The 16,938-nt window shown below is 54.9% G+C and carries 16 protein-coding genes; 11 read left to right on the top strand and 5 right to left on the bottom strand.

Annotated elements, in window-relative coordinates; genetic code table 11:
- Positions 1 to 17: 17 nt before the first annotated feature.
- Positions 18 to 293, top strand: a complete 276-nt coding sequence (locus ACE3MN_RS15600) for a YeaC family protein (protein ID WP_004138292.1) — start codon at positions 18 to 20, stop codon at positions 291 to 293.
- Between the two features lie 60 nt (positions 294 to 353).
- On the opposite strand, the gene yajD is transcribed toward ACE3MN_RS15600, so the two are convergent.
- Complete coding sequence (gene yajD, locus ACE3MN_RS15595) at positions 354 to 698, bottom strand: HNH nuclease YajD (RefSeq protein WP_004138290.1); 345 nt, start codon at positions 696 to 698, stop codon at positions 354 to 356.
- Positions 699 to 798: 100 nt separating this feature from the next.
- Positions 799 to 2,052 (bottom strand): glycoside hydrolase family 18 protein, encoded by a 1,254-nt coding sequence (locus ACE3MN_RS15590; RefSeq protein ID WP_049099751.1) that lies wholly within the window; start codon positions 2,050 to 2,052, stop codon positions 799 to 801.
- A gap of 322 nt (positions 2,053 to 2,374) precedes the next feature.
- Here ACE3MN_RS15590 and ACE3MN_RS15585 point away from each other — a divergent pair, with 322 nt between their 5' ends.
- The 8 genes from ACE3MN_RS15585 (at position 2,375) to ACE3MN_RS15550 (ending at position 11,117) form a co-directional block, all read left to right on the top strand.
- Complete coding sequence (locus tag ACE3MN_RS15585) at positions 2,375 to 3,451, top strand: zinc-binding dehydrogenase (RefSeq protein WP_024359462.1); 1,077 nt, start codon at positions 2,375 to 2,377, stop codon at positions 3,449 to 3,451.
- A 26-nt stretch (positions 3,452 to 3,477) separates the two neighbouring features.
- A complete protein-coding gene (locus ACE3MN_RS15580) occupies positions 3,478 to 4,857 on the top strand; it encodes an MFS transporter (RefSeq protein ID WP_102650237.1) in 1,380 nt (459 codons plus the stop codon).
- Positions 4,858 to 4,874: 17 nt separating this feature from the next.
- Positions 4,875 to 5,918 carry an NAD(P)-dependent alcohol dehydrogenase gene (locus ACE3MN_RS15575; protein ID WP_102650236.1) on the top strand — a complete coding sequence of 348 codons (1,044 nt, stop codon included), beginning with the start codon at positions 4,875 to 4,877 and terminating at the stop codon, positions 5,916 to 5,918.
- 24 nt (positions 5,919 to 5,942) lie between these two features.
- The gene (locus ACE3MN_RS15570; protein ID WP_024359460.1) at positions 5,943 to 6,779 is read left to right on the top strand and encodes a ketose-bisphosphate aldolase; all 837 of its coding nucleotides are present in this window, start codon (positions 5,943 to 5,945) and stop codon (positions 6,777 to 6,779) included.
- A gap of 4 nt (positions 6,780 to 6,783) precedes the next feature.
- Positions 6,784 to 7,731, top strand: coding sequence for a carbohydrate kinase family protein (locus ACE3MN_RS15565; RefSeq protein WP_102650235.1), 948 nt, complete (start codon positions 6,784 to 6,786; stop codon positions 7,729 to 7,731).
- A gap of 9 nt (positions 7,732 to 7,740) precedes the next feature.
- Positions 7,741 to 8,724 (top strand): aldo/keto reductase, encoded by a 984-nt coding sequence (locus ACE3MN_RS15560; protein ID WP_004138276.1) that lies wholly within the window; start codon positions 7,741 to 7,743, stop codon positions 8,722 to 8,724.
- 136 nt (positions 8,725 to 8,860) lie between these two features.
- Entirely contained in the window at positions 8,861 to 9,619 is a 759-nt protein-coding gene (locus tag ACE3MN_RS15555) for a DeoR/GlpR family DNA-binding transcription regulator (protein WP_004138274.1), read from the top strand.
- Positions 9,620 to 9,761: 142 nt separating this feature from the next.
- Positions 9,762 to 11,117 carry an MFS transporter gene (locus ACE3MN_RS15550; RefSeq protein WP_004138273.1) on the top strand — a complete coding sequence of 452 codons (1,356 nt, stop codon included), beginning with the start codon at positions 9,762 to 9,764 and terminating at the stop codon, positions 11,115 to 11,117.
- Positions 11,118 to 11,247: 130 nt separating this feature from the next.
- Here the strand turns inward: ACE3MN_RS15550 and pncA are convergent, their stop codons facing one another.
- From pncA to sppA, 3 genes are all read right to left on the bottom strand, one after another.
- Positions 11,248 to 11,889 carry a bifunctional nicotinamidase/pyrazinamidase gene (gene pncA, locus ACE3MN_RS15545; protein ID WP_004138271.1) on the bottom strand — a complete coding sequence of 214 codons (642 nt, stop codon included), beginning with the start codon at positions 11,887 to 11,889 and terminating at the stop codon, positions 11,248 to 11,250.
- A gap of 10 nt (positions 11,890 to 11,899) precedes the next feature.
- A complete protein-coding gene (ansA, locus tag ACE3MN_RS15540) occupies positions 11,900 to 12,916 on the bottom strand; it encodes an asparaginase (RefSeq protein WP_004138269.1) in 1,017 nt (338 codons plus the stop codon).
- Between the two features lie 94 nt (positions 12,917 to 13,010).
- A complete protein-coding gene (sppA, locus tag ACE3MN_RS15535; protein ID WP_024359458.1) occupies positions 13,011 to 14,864 on the bottom strand; it encodes a signal peptide peptidase SppA in 1,854 nt (617 codons plus the stop codon).
- Between the two features lie 166 nt (positions 14,865 to 15,030).
- Here sppA and ACE3MN_RS15530 point away from each other — a divergent pair, with 166 nt between their 5' ends.
- Complete coding sequence (locus ACE3MN_RS15530) at positions 15,031 to 15,582, top strand: NAD(P)H nitroreductase (protein ID WP_049087343.1); 552 nt, start codon at positions 15,031 to 15,033, stop codon at positions 15,580 to 15,582.
- Between the two features lie 340 nt (positions 15,583 to 15,922).
- Positions 15,923 to 16,903: an IS110 family transposase gene (locus ACE3MN_RS15525; RefSeq protein WP_049130515.1), complete on the top strand. Its 981-nt coding sequence runs from the start codon at positions 15,923 to 15,925 to the stop codon at positions 16,901 to 16,903.
- Positions 16,904 to 16,938 lie beyond the last annotated feature (35 nt).

The following is a 16,938-nucleotide window of genomic DNA, read 5'->3' as shown; positions in this document are numbered from 1 at the left end:
AACGGGGATATCGGAAGATGGAAATCGATCGGATTATTGACGGTATGACGCCGGAAGTTTATCAGCGCCTGGCCACGGCGGTGGAGTTGGGTAAATGGCCGGACGGCGTGGCGTTGACTGACGAACAGAAAGAGAACTGCCTGCAGCTGGTGATGCTTTGGCAGGCGCGCTACAACGTTGACGCGCAGCATATGACCATCGATACCAACGGGCAGATGGTGATGAAAAGTAAACAGCAGCTGAAAGTTGACTTCGGCATTACGCCGCAGCCTATCGCGACCTTTAAATCCTGAGCCTGAAAAGGCCTGCGTCAGCCCGGCCAGGTGTGCGCCGGGCTTTGATGCGTCACAGCGTTATTTCTTGTTCATCATCGCCTTAAGATCGGCGAAGGGGTTATATTTCGCTTCGCCGACGCTTTTCTGCGCATCTTCGCCGGCGACCACCGTCGAGCCGTACAGATCGGCTTCGGTGTATTTTGAGTGCTCATGATCGTGACAGTACAGGCACAGCATCTCCCAGTTGCTACCATCTTCCGGGTTATTGGAGTGGTCGTGATCGATATGGTGCACCGTCAGCTCACGCAGGTTTGAATAGACAAACTCACGCGAGCAGCGTCCGCAGACCCAGGGGAAGAGCTTCAGCGCTTTTTCGCGGTAACCGACTTCCAGACGGGCGTAGTTTTTCGGGATATAAGCCATAATACCCATGCCTTCTGTTGCAAATGAAAAGCTGCGCCTGAGCTGGCGCAGCGGAATGCAGTTATCATAACCTATTGTGCATGCGCTGACACCGCGCAGTTCAGCGTTTGATCCCTAATGACTCGGCCAGCTGTTTCGCCAACTGGTTCTGGTCATCCGCGCCGTACTCCCAGAACATCGCGCCTGCCAGACCCTTGCTCTTGATATAGTCAGCCTTGATGGCCACCGAGCGCGGGTTCTCATAGGAAAGCGCAAAGAGGGCTTGACCGTCGGCGGACTGCACCGATAGCCACGGCACCTTCGCTTCATCATCCCAATGCTGAGTAAAGCGCTTCTGCGGATCGTTGATTAACTTCGCCACGATATCGTTATATTTCACATAGGTGTCTTTGGTCAGATCGACGCCCAGCGATTCGAACAGCTCAATCTGTTGAGCCGCAAAGTAGGGACGGGTGGCCGGGTTTTTCTGCGCGTCCGGCTGGCTCCAGTCAATACCCGGTTCGATGGCGCGTTTTGGTATCCGGCCATAGAAACCAATCCCCAGGTTCATCTGGCTCGGCTTTAGACCGGCGGCAAGGTAGTTGTTCACCACAAAGTCCGCGCTGTACTTATCTGCTTCAGCGACCGTCGGCCAGCGGGTCGAATCATACAGGTTGGAATTGAAGTACTGGGTGCCGTAGGCCAGGTCATAGGTCATCAGGTTGATGTAGTCGAGCGATGGCGCTATCGCTTTGACGTCAACCCAGCTTTTTGGGCTCTCCGCGTTTGCGCCTACGGCGATGGTCACCAGTTTTTTGTTCCCTACCGCCGCGCGCAGCTCTTTCAGCAGGGCGGTAAAATTATCGCGATCGGCCGGTTGGCTGGCGACCAGCCCCCACGCGCCGTTGACCGGATACTCCCAGTCGAGGTCGATGCCATCGAGGCCATATTTTTCAATAATCGCCAGCGCCGACTGGATAAACACCGCCCGGGTCTCTTTCGTCGCCGCTGCGCCGGAGAATCCGCGCGCCCCCCAGCCGCCGACGGAAAGCAACACTTTCAGGCTTGGGTTCTGCTGGCGCAAGCTGGGGATTTTCTGCAAATCCGCCTGTACTTTCGGCGACAGCCAAATCTGATGCAGCTTGCTCGGGTCTTTCAGGGCCGCGTTGGTTTCGTCTTTCTCGTCGTTATAGACCAGACCAAACGAGTAGTTGAGATGGGTGATCTGGCGTACGTCCAGTTTATCAATATCGCCGCCGGGACCGGCAGTGACGTCGCCGCCGCCGTTAAAGTAGCCGACGGACATCAGCGTGTTAGCGGAAACAACGCTCGCGCAGAGCAGGGGTAAAGCTGCCAGCAAAGGCAAAATTTTCATAGCAAATCCTCTTTGACTTAAAAGTGACTCGAAAAGCAAACACGCCACGTAAATGGCGTGGCGAAAAAACAGCCCGTGCAGGCTAGCATCTTCCGTCGCGCAAAAATGCGAAGCGGTTCACGGCTGCATTAGCGAAGCGGTCGCGTGACCACGCCATGTCTTCACTTCAATCACCTCCCTCGACGAATGTTGCCGTATTTGTGATCTGAGTTGTGAAATGCAGATCAATATCTGCGTTTTAAAGATTTGATATTGACCTCAAAGATTTTGTGGTTAAGTATTGCCTCCACTGAAGCAAAACCATTAAACAAAGGAAGACACAATGAAAGCACTGGCAAGATTTGGTAAGGCCTTTGGCGGCTATAAGATGATTGACGTACCGGAACCGGTGTGCGGCCCGGATGACGTGGTGATTGAAATCAAAGCCGCCGCCATCTGCGGCGCGGATATGAAACACTACAATGTCGACAGCGGTTCCGATCAATTTAACTCCATACGCGGCCATGAATTTGCCGGTGCCATTGTTCGGGTGGGTGACAAGGTCAAGGACTGGAAAGTCGGCCAGCGGGTAGTCTCGGATAATAGCGGGCACGTCTGCGGCGTTTGTCCGGCCTGCGAACAGGGCGATTTTCTGTGTTGTGCAGAAAAAGTGAATTTGGGTCTGGACAACAATACCTGGGGCGGCGGATTTTCAAAATACTGCCTGGTGCCGGGAGAGATCCTCAAAATCCATCGTCATGCGCTGTGGGAGATTCCGCCGGGCGTTGATTATGAAGACGCGGCGGTGCTGGATCCTATCTGTAATGCCTATAAGTCGCTCGCCCAGCAATCCAAATTTCTTCCCGGTCAGGACGTCGTGGTTTTCGGTACCGGTCCACTTGGGCTCTTTTCCGTACAGATGGCGCGCATTATGGGGGCCGTGAATATCGTCATGGTCGGGCTGGAAGAGGATGTCGCGGTACGTTTCCCTATTGCCAAAGCGCTCGGCGCGACGGCGGTAGTCAACGCTTCTACTGAGGATGTGGTCGCCCGCTGTCAGGCGATTTGCGGCAAAGATAATCTGGGGCTGGTTATCGAATGTTCCGGCGCCAATATCGCCCTCAAACAATCCATCGAAATGCTGCGTCCTAACGGTGAAGTGGTGCGCGTGGGCATGGGCTTCCAACCGCTGGACTTCTCCATCAACGATATCACCGCGTGGAACAAAAGCATCATCGGGCATATGGCCTATGACTCCACTTCCTGGCGTAACGCCATTCGCCTGCTCGCCAGCGGCGCGATCAAAGTCAAACCGATGATCACGCACCGTATTGGCCTGTCGCAATGGCGTGAAGGGTTTGACGCCATGGTCGATAAAACCGCGATCAAAGTCATTATGACTTACGACTTTGATGAATAACCCCTTTATGAAAGGAACGTTATCCGATGGAACAGATAGCAAAACCGCACTGCGGCGCCAGGCTGGATCGCCTGCCTGACTGCCGCTGGCACTCGGCAATGTTTGCCATGGTCGCTTTCGGGTTACTGGTCTGCTGGAGCAATGCCGTTGGCGGATTAATTCTCGCGCAGTTAAAGGTGCTCGGCTGGACCGATAATTCGACCACCGCCACGTTCTCCGCCATTACCACGGCGGGCATGTTTCTTGGCGCGCTCGGCGGCGGCATCATCGGCGATAAAATTGGGCGTAAAAACGCCTTCATTCTGTATGAAGCGATTCATATCGTTGCGATGGTCGTCGGGGCATTTTCCCCGAACATGACCTTCCTGATCGCCAGTCGTTTTGTTATGGGGGTCGGATTAGGCGCGCTGCTGGTCACCTTATTCGCCGGTTTTACCGAATATATGCCCGGCAGAAATCGCGGCACCTGGTCCAGCCGGGTCTCGTTTATCGGCAACTGGTCCTATCCGCTCTGTTCGCTGATCGCGATGGGATTAACACCGTTAATTAGTGCGGAATGGAACTGGCGCGTTCAACTGCTGATCCCCGCCGTGCTGTCGCTGATAGCCACCGTGATTGCCTGGCGCAGTTTTCCTGAATCGCCCCGCTGGCTGGAGTCTCGTGGACGCTATGCGGAAGCCGAAGAGGTGATGCGGGCTATCGAAGAACGGGTGATTCAGCAGACCGGCAAGCCGCTGCCGCCGGTAGTTATCGCCGATGACGGTAAACCGCCGCGCGCCGTGCCTTATTCAGCGTTATTAACAGGTGTATTACTGAAGCGGGTAATTTTAGGCTCCTTCGTGCTGATAGCCATGAATGTCGTCCAGTACACCTTAATTAACTGGCTGCCGACGATATTTATGACCCAGGGAATTAATCTGAAAGACTCGATTGTTTTAAATACCATGAGTATGTTCGGCGCGCCGTTCGGGATTTTTATCGCCATGCTGGTGATGGATAAAATTCCCAGAAAAACGATGGGCGTAGGCCTGTTAGTGTTAATTGCCGTACTGGGATATATCTATTCGCTGCAAACCAGCATGCTGCTGATTACCTTAATTGGCTTCTTCCTGATTACGTTTGTCTATATGTACGTGTGCTATGCCTCAGCGGTATATGTGCCGGAAATATGGCCGACCGAAGCGAAGCTTCGCGGATCGGGGCTTGCAAACGCGGTAGGGCGAATCAGCGGCATCGCCGCGCCTTATGCGGTGGCGATACTGCTTAACAGTTACGGCGTTACCGGGGTGTTTGTGCTGCTGGGGGCCGTCTCCATCATTGTCGCCATCGCTATTGCGACCATCGGAATTGAAACTAAAGGCGTCTCTGTCGAAAGCCTCGGTATTGATGCCGTTACCAGCAAATAATATTGACGGGAAATAATATGAAAAATGTAAAAGCAATATTAAAAACGCCGGGCACGATGAAAATTATTGCCGCCGATATCCCGGTGCCGAAAGAGCATGAAGTGCTGATAAAAATTGAATACGTCGGTATTTGCGGCTCAGACGTCCACGGTTTTGAATCGGGTCCCTTTATTCCCCCGAAAGATCCCAGTCAGGAAATTGGTCTGGGGCACGAATGCGCCGGTACGGTGGTGGCGGTGGGCAACCGCGTGAGCAAATTTAAACCCGGCGACCGGGTGAATATTGAGCCCGGCGTACCGTGCGGCCACTGCCGCTACTGCCTGGAGGGAAAATACAATATCTGTCCTGACGTTGATTTCATGGCCACGCAGCCAAATTATCGCGGCGCGTTAACCCACTACCTGTGCCATCCGGAGAGCTTCACCTATAAGCTGCCCGACAATATGGACACGATGGAAGGCGCGCTGGTGGAGCCTGCGGCGGTCGGCATGCATGCCGCGATGCTGGCGGACGTAAAGCCGGGCAAGAAAATCGTCATTCTTGGCGCAGGCTGTATTGGCTTAATGACTCTGCAGGCATGCCTTTGCCTGGGGGCAACCGATATTGCGGTGGTGGATGTGCTAGAAAAACGCCTTGCCATGGCCAGGAAGCTTGGCACCAACGTCGTTATCAACGGCGCGAAAGAGGACACCGTCGCGCGCTGCCAGCAGTTCTCCGGTGATATGGGGGCCGATATCGTATTCGAAACCGCCGGTTCGGCCGTCACCGTTAAGCAGGCTCCGTATCTGGTCATGCGCGGAGGGAAAATCATGATCGTCGGTACGGTTCCCGGGGATTCAGCGATCAATTTCCTCAAGATTAACCGTGAAGTGTCGATTCAGACCGTTTTCCGCTATGCCAACCGCTATCCGGTCACCATTGAAGCTATTTCCTCCGGGCGTTTCGATGTGAAGTCGATGGTGACGCATATTTACGATTTTGAGGATGTTCAGCGCGCGTTTGACGAATCCGTTAATAACAAACGTGAAATCATTAAAGGCGTTATTAAAGTTAACCATTAATTTATTGCAAAGGGAGAAACAACCATGCTGGCAGATATTAAATATTGGGAAAATGATGCCCGGAATAAACATTATGCGATTGCCCACTTTAACGTGTGGAATGCAGAAATGTTAATGGGGGTGATTGATGCGGCGGAAGAGGCTAAGTCGCCGGTGATTATCTCTTTCGGTACCGGATTTGTGGGCAATACCTCGTTTGAAGATTTTTCGCATATGATGGTTTCGATGGCGAAAAAGGCATCGGTACCGGTGATTGCTCACTGGGATCATGGCCGCAGCATGGAGATTATCCATAACGCCTGGGTCCACGGCATGAATTCGCTGATGCGCGACGCCTCGGCCTTTGACTTCGAAGAGAATATTCGCCTGACCAAAGAGGCGGTGGATTTCTTCCATCCGCTGGGTATTCCGGTTGAGGCGGAGCTGGGGCACGTGGGGAACGAAACGGTCTACGAAGAAGCGCTGGCCGACTATCACTATACCGATCCGGATCAGGCGGCGGAATTCGTCGAACGTACCGGCTGTGATTCACTGGCGGTGGCGATTGGCAACCAGCATGGTGTCTATACCTCAGAACCGAAACTGAATTTTGACGTGGTTAAGCGCGTGCGCGAGGCGGTGGCCGTTCCGCTGGTGCTGCACGGCGCGTCCGGCATTAGCGATGCGGATATCAAGAAGGCCATTTCATTAGGCATTGCGAAAATCAATATCCACACCGAACTGTGCCAGGCGGCGATGGCGGCGGTCCAGGAGAACCAGAATCAGCCGTTCCTGCACGTTGAGCGTGAAGTCCGCAATGCGGTAAAAGCCCGCGCGCTGGAGAAAATCAAACTGTTTGGCTCTGACGGGAAAGCGGAATGACACTATGGATAATATCGAGGTTATTTGTCTGGGGGCGGCCATCGTGGATATTCCCCTGCAGCCGGTGAGTAAAAATATCTTTGATGTCGACTCTTATCCATTAGAACGCATTGCGATGACCACTGGGGGGGATGCAATTAATGAGGCGACGATTATTTCTCGCCTTGGACATCGGACGGCATTAATCAGTCGAGTAGGGAATGACGCGGCGGGTCATTTTATTCTTGACCACTGTCGTCGAGAGAAGATTGATATTCTGAGCCTGAAGCAGGATGCCAATATAGATACCTCCATCAACGTAGGTTTAGTGACCGCTGATGGCGAACGTACTTTCGTCACTAATCGCAACGGCAGCCTGTGGCAGCTGAATATTAACGATGTCGATTTTAAGCGCTTCTCACAGGCAAGACTGCTGTCGCTGGCGAGTATTTTTAATAGTCCGCTGCTCGACGGCAAAGCGTTAACGGAGATTTTCACTCAGGCGCAAGCGTACGGGCTGATTATTTGTGCCGATATGATTAAGCCGCGGCTTAACGAAACCCTGGATGAAATTCGCCAGGCGCTGGGCTATGTCGATTATCTGTTTCCCAATTTTGCCGAGGCAAAACAGCTCACCGGGAAAGAGACGCTGGATGAGATTGCCGATAGTTTCCTGAACTGCGGCGTGAAAACGGTCGTCATTAAGACCGGCAAGAGGGGCTGTTTTATTAAGCGGGCCGATATGAAGATGGCGGTTCCGGCGGTTTCAGGGATTACCGCCATCGATACCATCGGCGCCGGGGATAATTTTGCCGCGGGATTTATCTCCGCGCTGCTTGAAGGCAAACCGCTGCGCGAATGCGCGCTGTTTGCAAACGCCACGGCGGCGATATCGGTCCTCAGCGTGGGCGCCACGACGGGCGTAAAAAACAGAAAGCTGGTTGAACAACTTCTTGATGAATACGAAGGGTAATAGCGACAGATGAAAATGATTCCTTTAGGCAGTACGGATATTAGGCTTTCCCGCATGGGATTAGGAACATGGGCCATCGGCGGCGGCCCGGCATGGAACGGTGATCTCGACCTGCGGATTTGCATCGACACCATTATTGAGGCGCATCGCTGCGGAATTAATCTGATTGATACCGCGCCGGGCTACAACTTCGGCAATAGCGAAGTGATTGTTGGTCAGGCGCTAAAGCAGCTGCCGCGCCGCGATATAGTGGTTGAGACCAAATGCGGCATCGTCTGGGAGCGGACGGGAAGCCTGTTTAATAAAGTGGGGGATCGCCAGCTGTATAAAAACCTGACGCCCGAGTCGATTCGCGAAGAGGTGGATGCCAGCCTGCAAAGGCTGGGTATCGACACCATTGATATCTATATGACCCACTGGCAGTCAGTCGAACCCTGCTTTACGCCAATTGCGGAGACCGTAGCGACGCTGAACGCGCTAAAGAAAGAGGGAAAGATCCGCGCTATCGGCGCAGCGAACGTCGATGCCGGACATATCAGGGAATATCTCAAACACGGCGAGCTGGATATCGTGCAGGCCAAATACAGCATCCTTGACCGGGCGCTGGAAGCCGAGCTGCTGCCGTTGTGCCAGCAGAACGGCATCGTGGTGCAGGTCTACTCGCCGCTCGAGCAGGGGCTGCTGTCCGGTACTATCACACGGGATTATGTTCCCGGCGGCGCGCGGGCCAACAAAGTCTGGTTCCAGCGGGAAAATATGCTGCGCGTGATTGATATGCTCGAGCAGTGGCAGCCGCTGTGCGAGAAATATCGCTGCGCCATCCCCGCCCTGGCGCTGGCGTGGATCCTAAAGCAAAGCGATTTAATCACCTTACTTAGCGGCGCTACGGCGCCCGAACAGGTGCGCGAGAATATCGACGCGCTGACCATCGCTCTGACGGATGATGATTCATTACTGATGAGACAAATGGCGCAAGCGCTGGAGACCCAATAAGCGCGGCGTGACTGACCTCTGTTTCTGTGTAAAAGAATATTGGAATCTGTGATTCGGACATGTTATTTTTAAAACAAACATGACCTGGCGGATACCAGGGGTTTATTATGACTTTGCAGGAAACAGAGGTGTTACCGTGGCGGCAAAAGACAGAATTCAGGCCATTAAGCAAATGGTGGCTAATGATAAGAAAGTAGCGGTTTCTAATTTAAGCGCAATTTTTCAGGTCACAGAGGAAACGATTCGCCGCGATCTGGAAAAGCTTGAAGATGAAGGTTTTTTGACTCGCACGTACGGCGGCGCAGTATTAAATACCAGCGCGTTGTCCGATAATGTTCATTTTTATAAACGCGCAAAGTCTCATTTTGAAGAGAAACAGGTCATTGCCCGTAACGCCTTGCCGTTTATTAAAAATAAGACCACTATGGCCGCTGATTCCAGCAGTACCGCGATGGAGTTATTAAAACTGCTGAAGGAAAGAAATGATCTCACGCTGCTGACCAATTCCGCGGAAGCCTTCCATGAACTGGCGCAGTCGGAAATAAACGTTGTTTCCACCGGCGGAGAGCTGAATAAAAATACGCTGTCGCTGCAGGGGCGGATCACCAAGGAAATTATCAGTCGTTATCATGTTGATATTATGGTGATGAGCTGCAAGGGTCTCGATATGCAAAGCGGGGCGCTGGACTCTAACGAAGCGGAAGCGGAAATCAAGAAAACCATGATCCGCCAGGCAACGGAAGTGGCGCTGCTGGTCGACCATTCAAAGTTCGATCGTAAAGCTTTCGTCCAGCTCGTGGATTTTAGTCATATTAATTACCTTATTACCAATAAGGCGCCGGGTGCACAGTGGATTGCATTCTGTAAAGAAAATAATATTCAACTCGTTTATTAACGTCACCGTTGGTCGTGTCGATATTGTTTTAGTTTGCACCTGGGTAATGCCATAAAAAATTAATGATGATGGATCGCGCGGCAAAATTAACTCTGCCGCGAACGCCATACTTAATAATTTTAGCTGAATTTGAGGCATCCAGATGGAACAATGTGACCCTATCGGCGCAAGATTAGATCGCTTACCCTTATCACGATTTCATTTTCGTATTTTCGGCATTATTAGTTTCAGCTTATTAATCACCGGTTTTCTCAGCTATTCCGGCAACATAGTATTGGCAAAATTAGTCAGTAACGGCTGGTCAAATAATTACCTGAATGCGACATTCACCTCAGCGCTGATGTTTGGCTACTTCATCGGATCGCTGACCGGCGGTTTTATGGGCGATTATCTTGGCCGTCGCAAAGCCTTTCGCGTGAATTTACTTATCGTTGGAATCTCTGCCTGTGCGGCGACATTTGTCCCCAACATGTACTGGCTTATCTTTTTCCGCTGTCTGATGGGCTGCGGAATGGGAGCGCTGATCATGGTGGGCTATGCCTCATTTACCGAATTTATTCCGCCCGCGGTGCGCGGAAAATGGTCCGCCCGGCTGTCGTTTGTCGGCAACTGGTCGCCCATGCTGTCGGCGGCCATCGGCGTCGTGGTGATCGCCTTTTTAAGCTGGCGGATGATGTTTCTGCTCGGCGGCGCGGCAATGCTGCTGGCATGGTATCTGTCGGGGAAATATTTTATTGAGTCGCCCCGCTGGCTCGCAGGCAAGGGGCAACGAAACGCCGCTGAAAAACATCTCCTGCAGGTGGAGTTGCAAATCGAGAAAGAGAAAAGCATCACCTTACCGCCCTGGCAGGGGGCTGGCCCGGCGGAGCCGTGCGCGGAGAGCGGTTCGTTCTGGCTACTTTTTAAAGGCCAGATGCTGCGGCGGACGCTGGTGGCGATCACGGTCCTTATCGCTATGAACATTTCGCTCTATACCATCACGGTGTGGATCCCAACGATTTTCGTCAACTCGGGGATCGACGTGACGAAATCTATCTTGATGACCGCGATTATTATGATTGGCGCGCCGGTGGGGATATTTATCGCCGCGCTGATTATCGATCGTTTTCCGCGCCGATTATTTGGCTCCTCACTGCTGATGATTATCGCACTGCTCGGTTACGTCTACTCTATTCAGACCGCGGAGTGGGCCATTCTAAGCTATGGTCTGGTGATGATCTTTTTCCTGTATATGTACGTCTGCTTTGCTTCCGCGGTGTATGTACCGGAGCTGTGGCCAACGCACCTCAGGCTACGCGGTTCGGGATTTGTTAACGCGATAGGAAGAATTGTCGCGGTATTTACCCCTTACGGCGTCGCGCTCCTGCTGACGCGCTACGGTTCGATTCGAGTTTTTATCGTCCTGGGCGTCATGCTGGTACTTTGCGCGCTGATTCTGTTTTGCTTTGGCATCGAAACGCGCAAAGTTTCGCTGGAAGAGATTTCAAGCCTTGGGTGATGCTTTTGCGGAGTCCCGGAGGCGATGCTGCGCGTCTGTCCAGGATACGAAACCGCGCGGACCTGTCGCCCGGGCAAGGCGTTTTATGCCGCCCAGGGAGGAAGACCGCACGGCGTCCTGTCGGCGGATTTTACACCTGGGTTTCTTCCCAGTCCGCCAACGTATACAGCGTTGCCCCCGCGGCGGCCATCTCCATAAACGCCAGATTGCTATCCTGCGGCTGAATATTCACCCCGCGGCAGCCGTCGGTAATCACGTTGACGGTATAGCCCAGATTGAGGGCGTCGAGCACGGTAAACTTGACGCAGTAGTCGGTGGCGAGCCCCAGCACCGTTAGCTCGTTAATGCCGCGCTCGCGCAGCCACGCATCGAGCCGCGTTTTCTGCCGGTGACCGTTATCGAAAAAGGCGCTGTAGCTGTCAATGGACGGATTTTCGCCTTTATGGAATACGGCGGCAATATCTTGCTGTTTGAGCAGCGGATGCAGCGCCGCGCCTTCGCTATTTTGCACGCAGTGATCCGGCCAGAACGTTTGCTTCAGGCCGTCAAGCTCGCCCTGGGTATAGGGCTCAACCTGATGCTGGCTGGCAAAGCTGCCGTGATTCGCCGGATGCCAGTCCTGGCTGGCAACCACCGTTTCGCCTCGTTGCAGGCTCCAGTCGATAAGCCGGTTGGCGACGTCCACCGTACTGTCGCCCTGCGGGACGGCAAGTGCGCCGCCGGCGCAAAAATCATTTTGTAAGTCGACCAGTAGCAGCGCGCGCTGGGTCATGTGCTTCTCCTTACTCATCGGGTGTCAGTTCGCCGCGCAGATTCTCCTGCATGGCGTGACGGATAGCCGCCACGTCCAGATCCTGGCTCAGCAAATAGTGTAGCTTGGTCAGCGTGGCTTCGACGGTCATGTCAAAACCGCTAATTACGCCAGCCTGCGCCAGCGCGTTACCGGTGGCGTAGCCGCCCATATTGACCTTGCCAGACATACACTGGGTCAAATTAACCACCACGATACCGCGCTGGCTGGCCTCGGTCAGGACCTGAATAAATTCGCCGTTCTGCGGCGCGTTGCCAACGCCATAGGAGCGCAGGATCAGCGCTTTGACCGGCTGGCGCAGGAAGTTGCGCACCACGTCGGCGGAAATGCCGGGATAAATCGTCACCACGCCAATCGGCTGCGGCGTAATGGGATGAACCACCAGTTCGCCGCTACCGTGCGGAGCGGGAGGCGTGCCGAGCCGGCGAATGTGGATGCCGGCTTCCAGCAGCGGCGCCAGGTTGGGCGAGGCGAAGGCGTTAAAGCCATCGGCATGGGCCTTCGTCGTGCGGTTGCCGCGGTAGAGGCGGTTATTGAAGAACAGCGACACTTCGTTAATCGGGTAGTTGGCGGCGACGTACAGCGCGTTGAGCAGGTTAATCTGGCCATCAGAGCGCAGCTCGGCGAGCGGAATTTGTGACCCTGTCACAATAACCGGTTTCCCCAGATTTTCCAGCATGAAGGAGAGCGCCGAGGCGGTAAACGCCATGGTATCCGTGCCGTGGAGGATCACGAAACCGTCGTACTGGTCATAATGATCGCGAATATCGTCGGCGATATGCTGCCAGTCTTCCGGCGTCATATCGGAAGAGTCCATCAACGGGGCGTATTCATGAATGGTGAAGTCCGGCATCTCTGGGCGGTGAAACTCGGGCATCAACGCCAGCTGGCGCTGTAAATGGCCGGAAACGGGGATATAGCCGTGTTCAGAACGCTGCATACCAATGGTGCCGCCGGTATAGGCAACGTAAATAGATTTCTTCTGCATAGCATCGCTTAGGTTAAACGTAGACAGGCGCAGTATAGAGGGGCGGAAGAAAAAATAAAGTAAATGCCGCCCCACGGGATGGGGCGGCAGAGGATTAACGAATATTGGCGCAGGTTAAGCAGAACGCGTAGCGGTTCTGCGGATCGTTGAATGCCGCCAGCTTATCGCTCTCGGTTTTCACCGCATTGGCCGCCGCGGCGACCGGTGCGGGCAGATACGCCTGTACCGCTGCCGGCAGCGCCGCGCGAACGGAACCCGTCAGGCTATCGACGACCATCGAGAAGAAAGTCGGCTCTTCCTGATAGTAGTTGATATGCCACTGTTTCAGCTTCGCCAGCTCGGCGGCTTTTGCCACCGCGTCGTCAAAGTCGCCAAGGCTGTCGACCAGGCCGTTCGCTTTCGCATCTTCACCGGTCCAGACGTGGCCCTGAGCGATTTGGTCGACTTTCTCCGGCGTGCTCTTACGCGCGTTCGCCACCAGGGTGATAAAGCGCTTGTAGCCGTTTTCGATGCTGAGCTGCATCAGCTGCTGCACTTCCGGCGGTAGTGCTTTGGTGGTGGAGACATCGGCCAGCGGCGAGGTGGCCACGCCGTCGGTATGGACGCCAATCGAGCCGAGGGTATTTTCGACGGTATTGATCACCCCAAAGATACCGATAGAGCCGGTAAGGGTGCTGGGGTTCGCGACGATATAATCCGCCGGGGTGGAGATCCAGTAACCGCCGGAGGCCGCCATGCCGCCCATTGATACCACAACCGGTTTTCCGGCCGCTTTCGCTGCCGCCAGCTCTTCGCGAATCATTTCTGAGGCGCTGACGCTGCCGCCCGGGCTGTTTACCCGCAGCACGATCGCTTTCACTTTCGGATCGAGGCGCGCGTCGCGGATCTGCGCGGCGGTGGTGTCGCCGCCGACGTTACCCGGCGTTTCTTCGCCATCCATAATCGCGCCGTTAGCAAAGATAACCGCAATCGCGGAACCCTGGTCGGCAGGCGTTTTGACGCTGTAATCGTAATAGCTGATCGCGCTGTAGTTGTTATCCGCTTTACTCCAGCCAAACTGCTTAGTCAGCGCTTTCTCGACCTCGGTGGAGGTGCCCAGCTCGTCAACCAGCTTGTTATCCAGCGCGTATTTAGCCGTGTCGCCATCGACTTTACGCAGGCCGTCAATCACGCCCTGAGCGCCGGGGAACAGCTGCTGTGCGGTGATCTGGCGGTTGGCGGCAATGGTGTTGAGGTAGTTTTGCCACAGCTCGCCGATCCAGCGGCTATCCGCTTCGCGCGCCGCCGGGGACATATCGTCGCGGATAAACGGTTCTACCGCTGACTTATAGGTGCCGACGCGGAACACATGGGTCGATACCTTGAGCTTGTCGAGCAGCGATTTATAGTACAGGCCGTTGGTCGCGAAGCCGTGCAGGTCTACTTCGCCCTGCGGCGAAAGCCAGATCTTATTGGCGAAGCTGGCGAGATAGTACTGACCCTGGCTGTAGCTGCTGCCGATGGCATATACCGGCTTGCCGCTATCGCGGAATTCGCGCAGCGCTTTACCGATATACTGCATCGATGGCTGATCGCCGCCGGCAAAGTTCTTCAGATCCAGCACGATACCGGTGATATTGCGGTCGTCTTTCGCCTGGCGAATGGTCTGCACAATATCGAACAGCGAGTTTTCCTGCAGGCGATCGGAGCTGGCGCCAAACAGCTGGCGGCCAATTACGCCAAGCTTGCTGCTGGCCGAGGGTTTATCGACCACCACGCCGGTGATATCCAGCAGCAGCGCGCCGCGGGTACTGTGCTCTGTCGTTGTGCTGCTGAACTGGGCCCAGATGCCGACGCAGGCCAGCACCAGCACCAGGAAAACCACGTTCAGTGCGAGCTGGCGAATGAAATTGAGCACGCGCCATGTCCATTTAAAAAATCCGGCGAGCAGTCGCCAAAGAGTTCGCATGTATTCTCCCTAACCATAATCAAAAATGGGCGAGCCGCAGGGGCCGCCGCGTCTGGCTATCCTAATGAGAGTGCCGTCGGTTGTCAGCAGGAATCACCCGTTGGGCTGTAACAAAATCCTTGCTCATGTTAATTTTGTGAAAAATCACATCACAGGAGTTATACAGATGGATGCTCTCGAACTACTGGTTAATCGCCGCAGCGCTTCACGTCTGACCGACCCGGCGCCGGCGGGCGAACAGCTGGAAAACATCCTGCGCGCCGGCCTGCGCGCGCCGGACCACGGGACGCTACAGCCGTGGCGCTTCTTCATTATCGCTGATGAAGGGCGCGAGCGCTTCAGCCAACTGCTGGAAAAAGGCGCGGTGGCGGCAGGCGGAGATGAAAAAGCGATTGAAAAAGCCCGCAGCGCGCCGTTTCGCGCGCCGCTGATCATTGCGGTGGTGGCGCGCTGTGAAGAACATCCGAAAGTACCCAAATGGGAACAGGAGATGTCGGCAGGCTGCGCGGTGATGGCCATGCAGATGGCGGCCGTGGCGCAGGGGTATAACGGCATCTGGCGCAGCGGCGCGTTAACCGAAAGCCCGGTTGTACGCGAAGGGTTTGCCTGCCGCGAGCAGGATAAAATCGTGGGATTTCTCTATCTGGGGACCCCGCAGCTCAAAGCTTCAACAACGATCGCTTTGCCGGATACCGCGCCGTTCGTGACGCGCTTCTGAGTTCGTTCTTTATGCCGGGCGGGCCCGGCTCACCGCCGCCTCGGGTTGTAGCCCGGCTAAGCGCAGCGCGAGCCGGCTGGAAGTAGTGCCAGCGTATCAGACTCGACGCCTTTCCCGGAGGCGGTGCTGGCGCGCCTGTCCGGGCTTGTATGATTAACCCGTCAGAAAGAACCGGCCAGTTCTCTCTGATGGCGGTCCGGATGCCGTGTCCGGGCTTAGGCTTTCGCGCCTGTTCCGTAGATCCTTTGCACCGGACCGCCGTTCTTTCTCATGTGATAAACCGGACAGTATCATGGACCGGCTTTCACCGGTAACCCGTATTCGCAAGGTTGGTTTCACTATGGAAAATGAACTCCACTTCATCGGTATTGATGTCGCCAAAGCTAAACTGGATGTCGATATTCTTCGCCCTGATGGCCGGCATCGTTGTAAAAAATTTGACAATACCCTCTCCGGGCACGAAGCGCTGGTCCGCTGGCTTCGCGGCCATGATGTGAACCGTGCCCATGTCTGCATGGAATCCACCAGCACCTACATGGAAGACGCGGCCGCGCATCTGAGTGATGCCGGGTATACCGTGTCCGTCATCAACCCCGCCCTCAGTAAAGCTTTCGCACAGAGTGAGGGGTTGCGCAGTAAAACCGACAAAGTGGACGCCCGTATGCTGGCTCACTTCTGCCGGGAAAAACGCCCGCCAGCCTGGGAGGCCCCCCATCCGACAGAGCGGGCACTGAAAGCCCTGGTGTTACGCCATCAGGCGCTGACAGAGATGCAGACACAGGAGAAAAACCGGCGGGAAACCGCGCCGGAAGTTCAGCTGACCAGCATTGATATCCTGCTGGGGTGTCTGAGCGCGGAGCTGGCGCGTATCGAAAAACAGATAAAAGACCTGACGGATAATGACCCGGATATGAAACAACGGCGGAAGCTGCTGAACAGTATCCCGGGCATCGGAGAGAAAACGGCGGCGGTTCTGCTGGCGTATACGGGCCTGAAGCTGAAGTTCGGTACAGGGCGGCAGTTCGCGGCGTATGCAGGACTGACGCCGGTGCAGCATGAGTCAGGCAGCAGCGTGATGCGGGCGAGCCGGATGAGCAAAGCGGGACCGGTTCATCTGCGCAAAGCGCTATACATGCCAGCGTTATCGGCGCTGTACCATACGGCGTGGGGAAAAGCGTTCAGGAAAAGGCTGGAAGGGAATGGTAAGCGTGCGAAAGTCATCATAGGGGCGATGATGCGAAAGCTGGCGCAGGTGGCGTACGGTGTACTGAAGTCAGGAAAGGCGTTCGATGCGTCACAGCATGAGCTGTTGATAGCGTAAGAAAGCGTGCCGGATGAAACGACAGCGCGGGATGT

Source organism: Klebsiella grimontii (assembly GCF_042137965.1).
Classification (GTDB): domain Bacteria; phylum Pseudomonadota; class Gammaproteobacteria; order Enterobacterales; family Enterobacteriaceae; genus Klebsiella; species Klebsiella grimontii.
The sequence above is the reverse complement of the archived record's forward strand: the minus strand, read 5'-3'. Positions and strand labels throughout refer to the sequence as shown.

Coding starts and splice junctions, on each gene's coding strand:
- yajD (WP_004138290.1), bottom strand. CDS start 698: ATGGCTTATATCCCGAAAAACTACGCCCGTCTGGAAGTCGGTTACCGC.
- ACE3MN_RS15530 (WP_049087343.1), top strand. CDS start 15,031: ATGGATGCTCTCGAACTACTGGTTAATCGCCGCAGCGCTTCACGTCTG.
- ACE3MN_RS15575 (WP_102650236.1), top strand. CDS start 4,875: ATGAAAAATGTAAAAGCAATATTAAAAACGCCGGGCACGATGAAAATT.
- ACE3MN_RS15570 (WP_024359460.1), top strand. CDS start 5,943: ATGCTGGCAGATATTAAATATTGGGAAAATGATGCCCGGAATAAACAT.
- sppA (WP_024359458.1), bottom strand. CDS start 14,864: ATGCGAACTCTTTGGCGACTGCTCGCCGGATTTTTTAAATGGACATGG.
- ACE3MN_RS15550 (WP_004138273.1), top strand. CDS start 9,762: ATGGAACAATGTGACCCTATCGGCGCAAGATTAGATCGCTTACCCTTA.
- pncA (WP_004138271.1), bottom strand. CDS start 11,889: ATGACCCAGCGCGCGCTGCTACTGGTCGACTTACAAAATGATTTTTGC.
- ansA (WP_004138269.1), bottom strand. CDS start 12,916: ATGCAGAAGAAATCTATTTACGTTGCCTATACCGGCGGCACCATTGGT.
- ACE3MN_RS15525 (WP_049130515.1), top strand. CDS start 15,923: ATGGAAAATGAACTCCACTTCATCGGTATTGATGTCGCCAAAGCTAAA.
- ACE3MN_RS15600 (WP_004138292.1), top strand. CDS start 18: ATGGAAATCGATCGGATTATTGACGGTATGACGCCGGAAGTTTATCAG.
- ACE3MN_RS15560 (WP_004138276.1), top strand. CDS start 7,741: ATGAAAATGATTCCTTTAGGCAGTACGGATATTAGGCTTTCCCGCATG.
- ACE3MN_RS15580 (WP_102650237.1), top strand. CDS start 3,478: ATGGAACAGATAGCAAAACCGCACTGCGGCGCCAGGCTGGATCGCCTG.
- ACE3MN_RS15565 (WP_102650235.1), top strand. CDS start 6,784: ATGGATAATATCGAGGTTATTTGTCTGGGGGCGGCCATCGTGGATATT.
- ACE3MN_RS15585 (WP_024359462.1), top strand. CDS start 2,375: ATGAAAGCACTGGCAAGATTTGGTAAGGCCTTTGGCGGCTATAAGATG.
- ACE3MN_RS15590 (WP_049099751.1), bottom strand. CDS start 2,052: ATGAAAATTTTGCCTTTGCTGGCAGCTTTACCCCTGCTCTGCGCGAGC.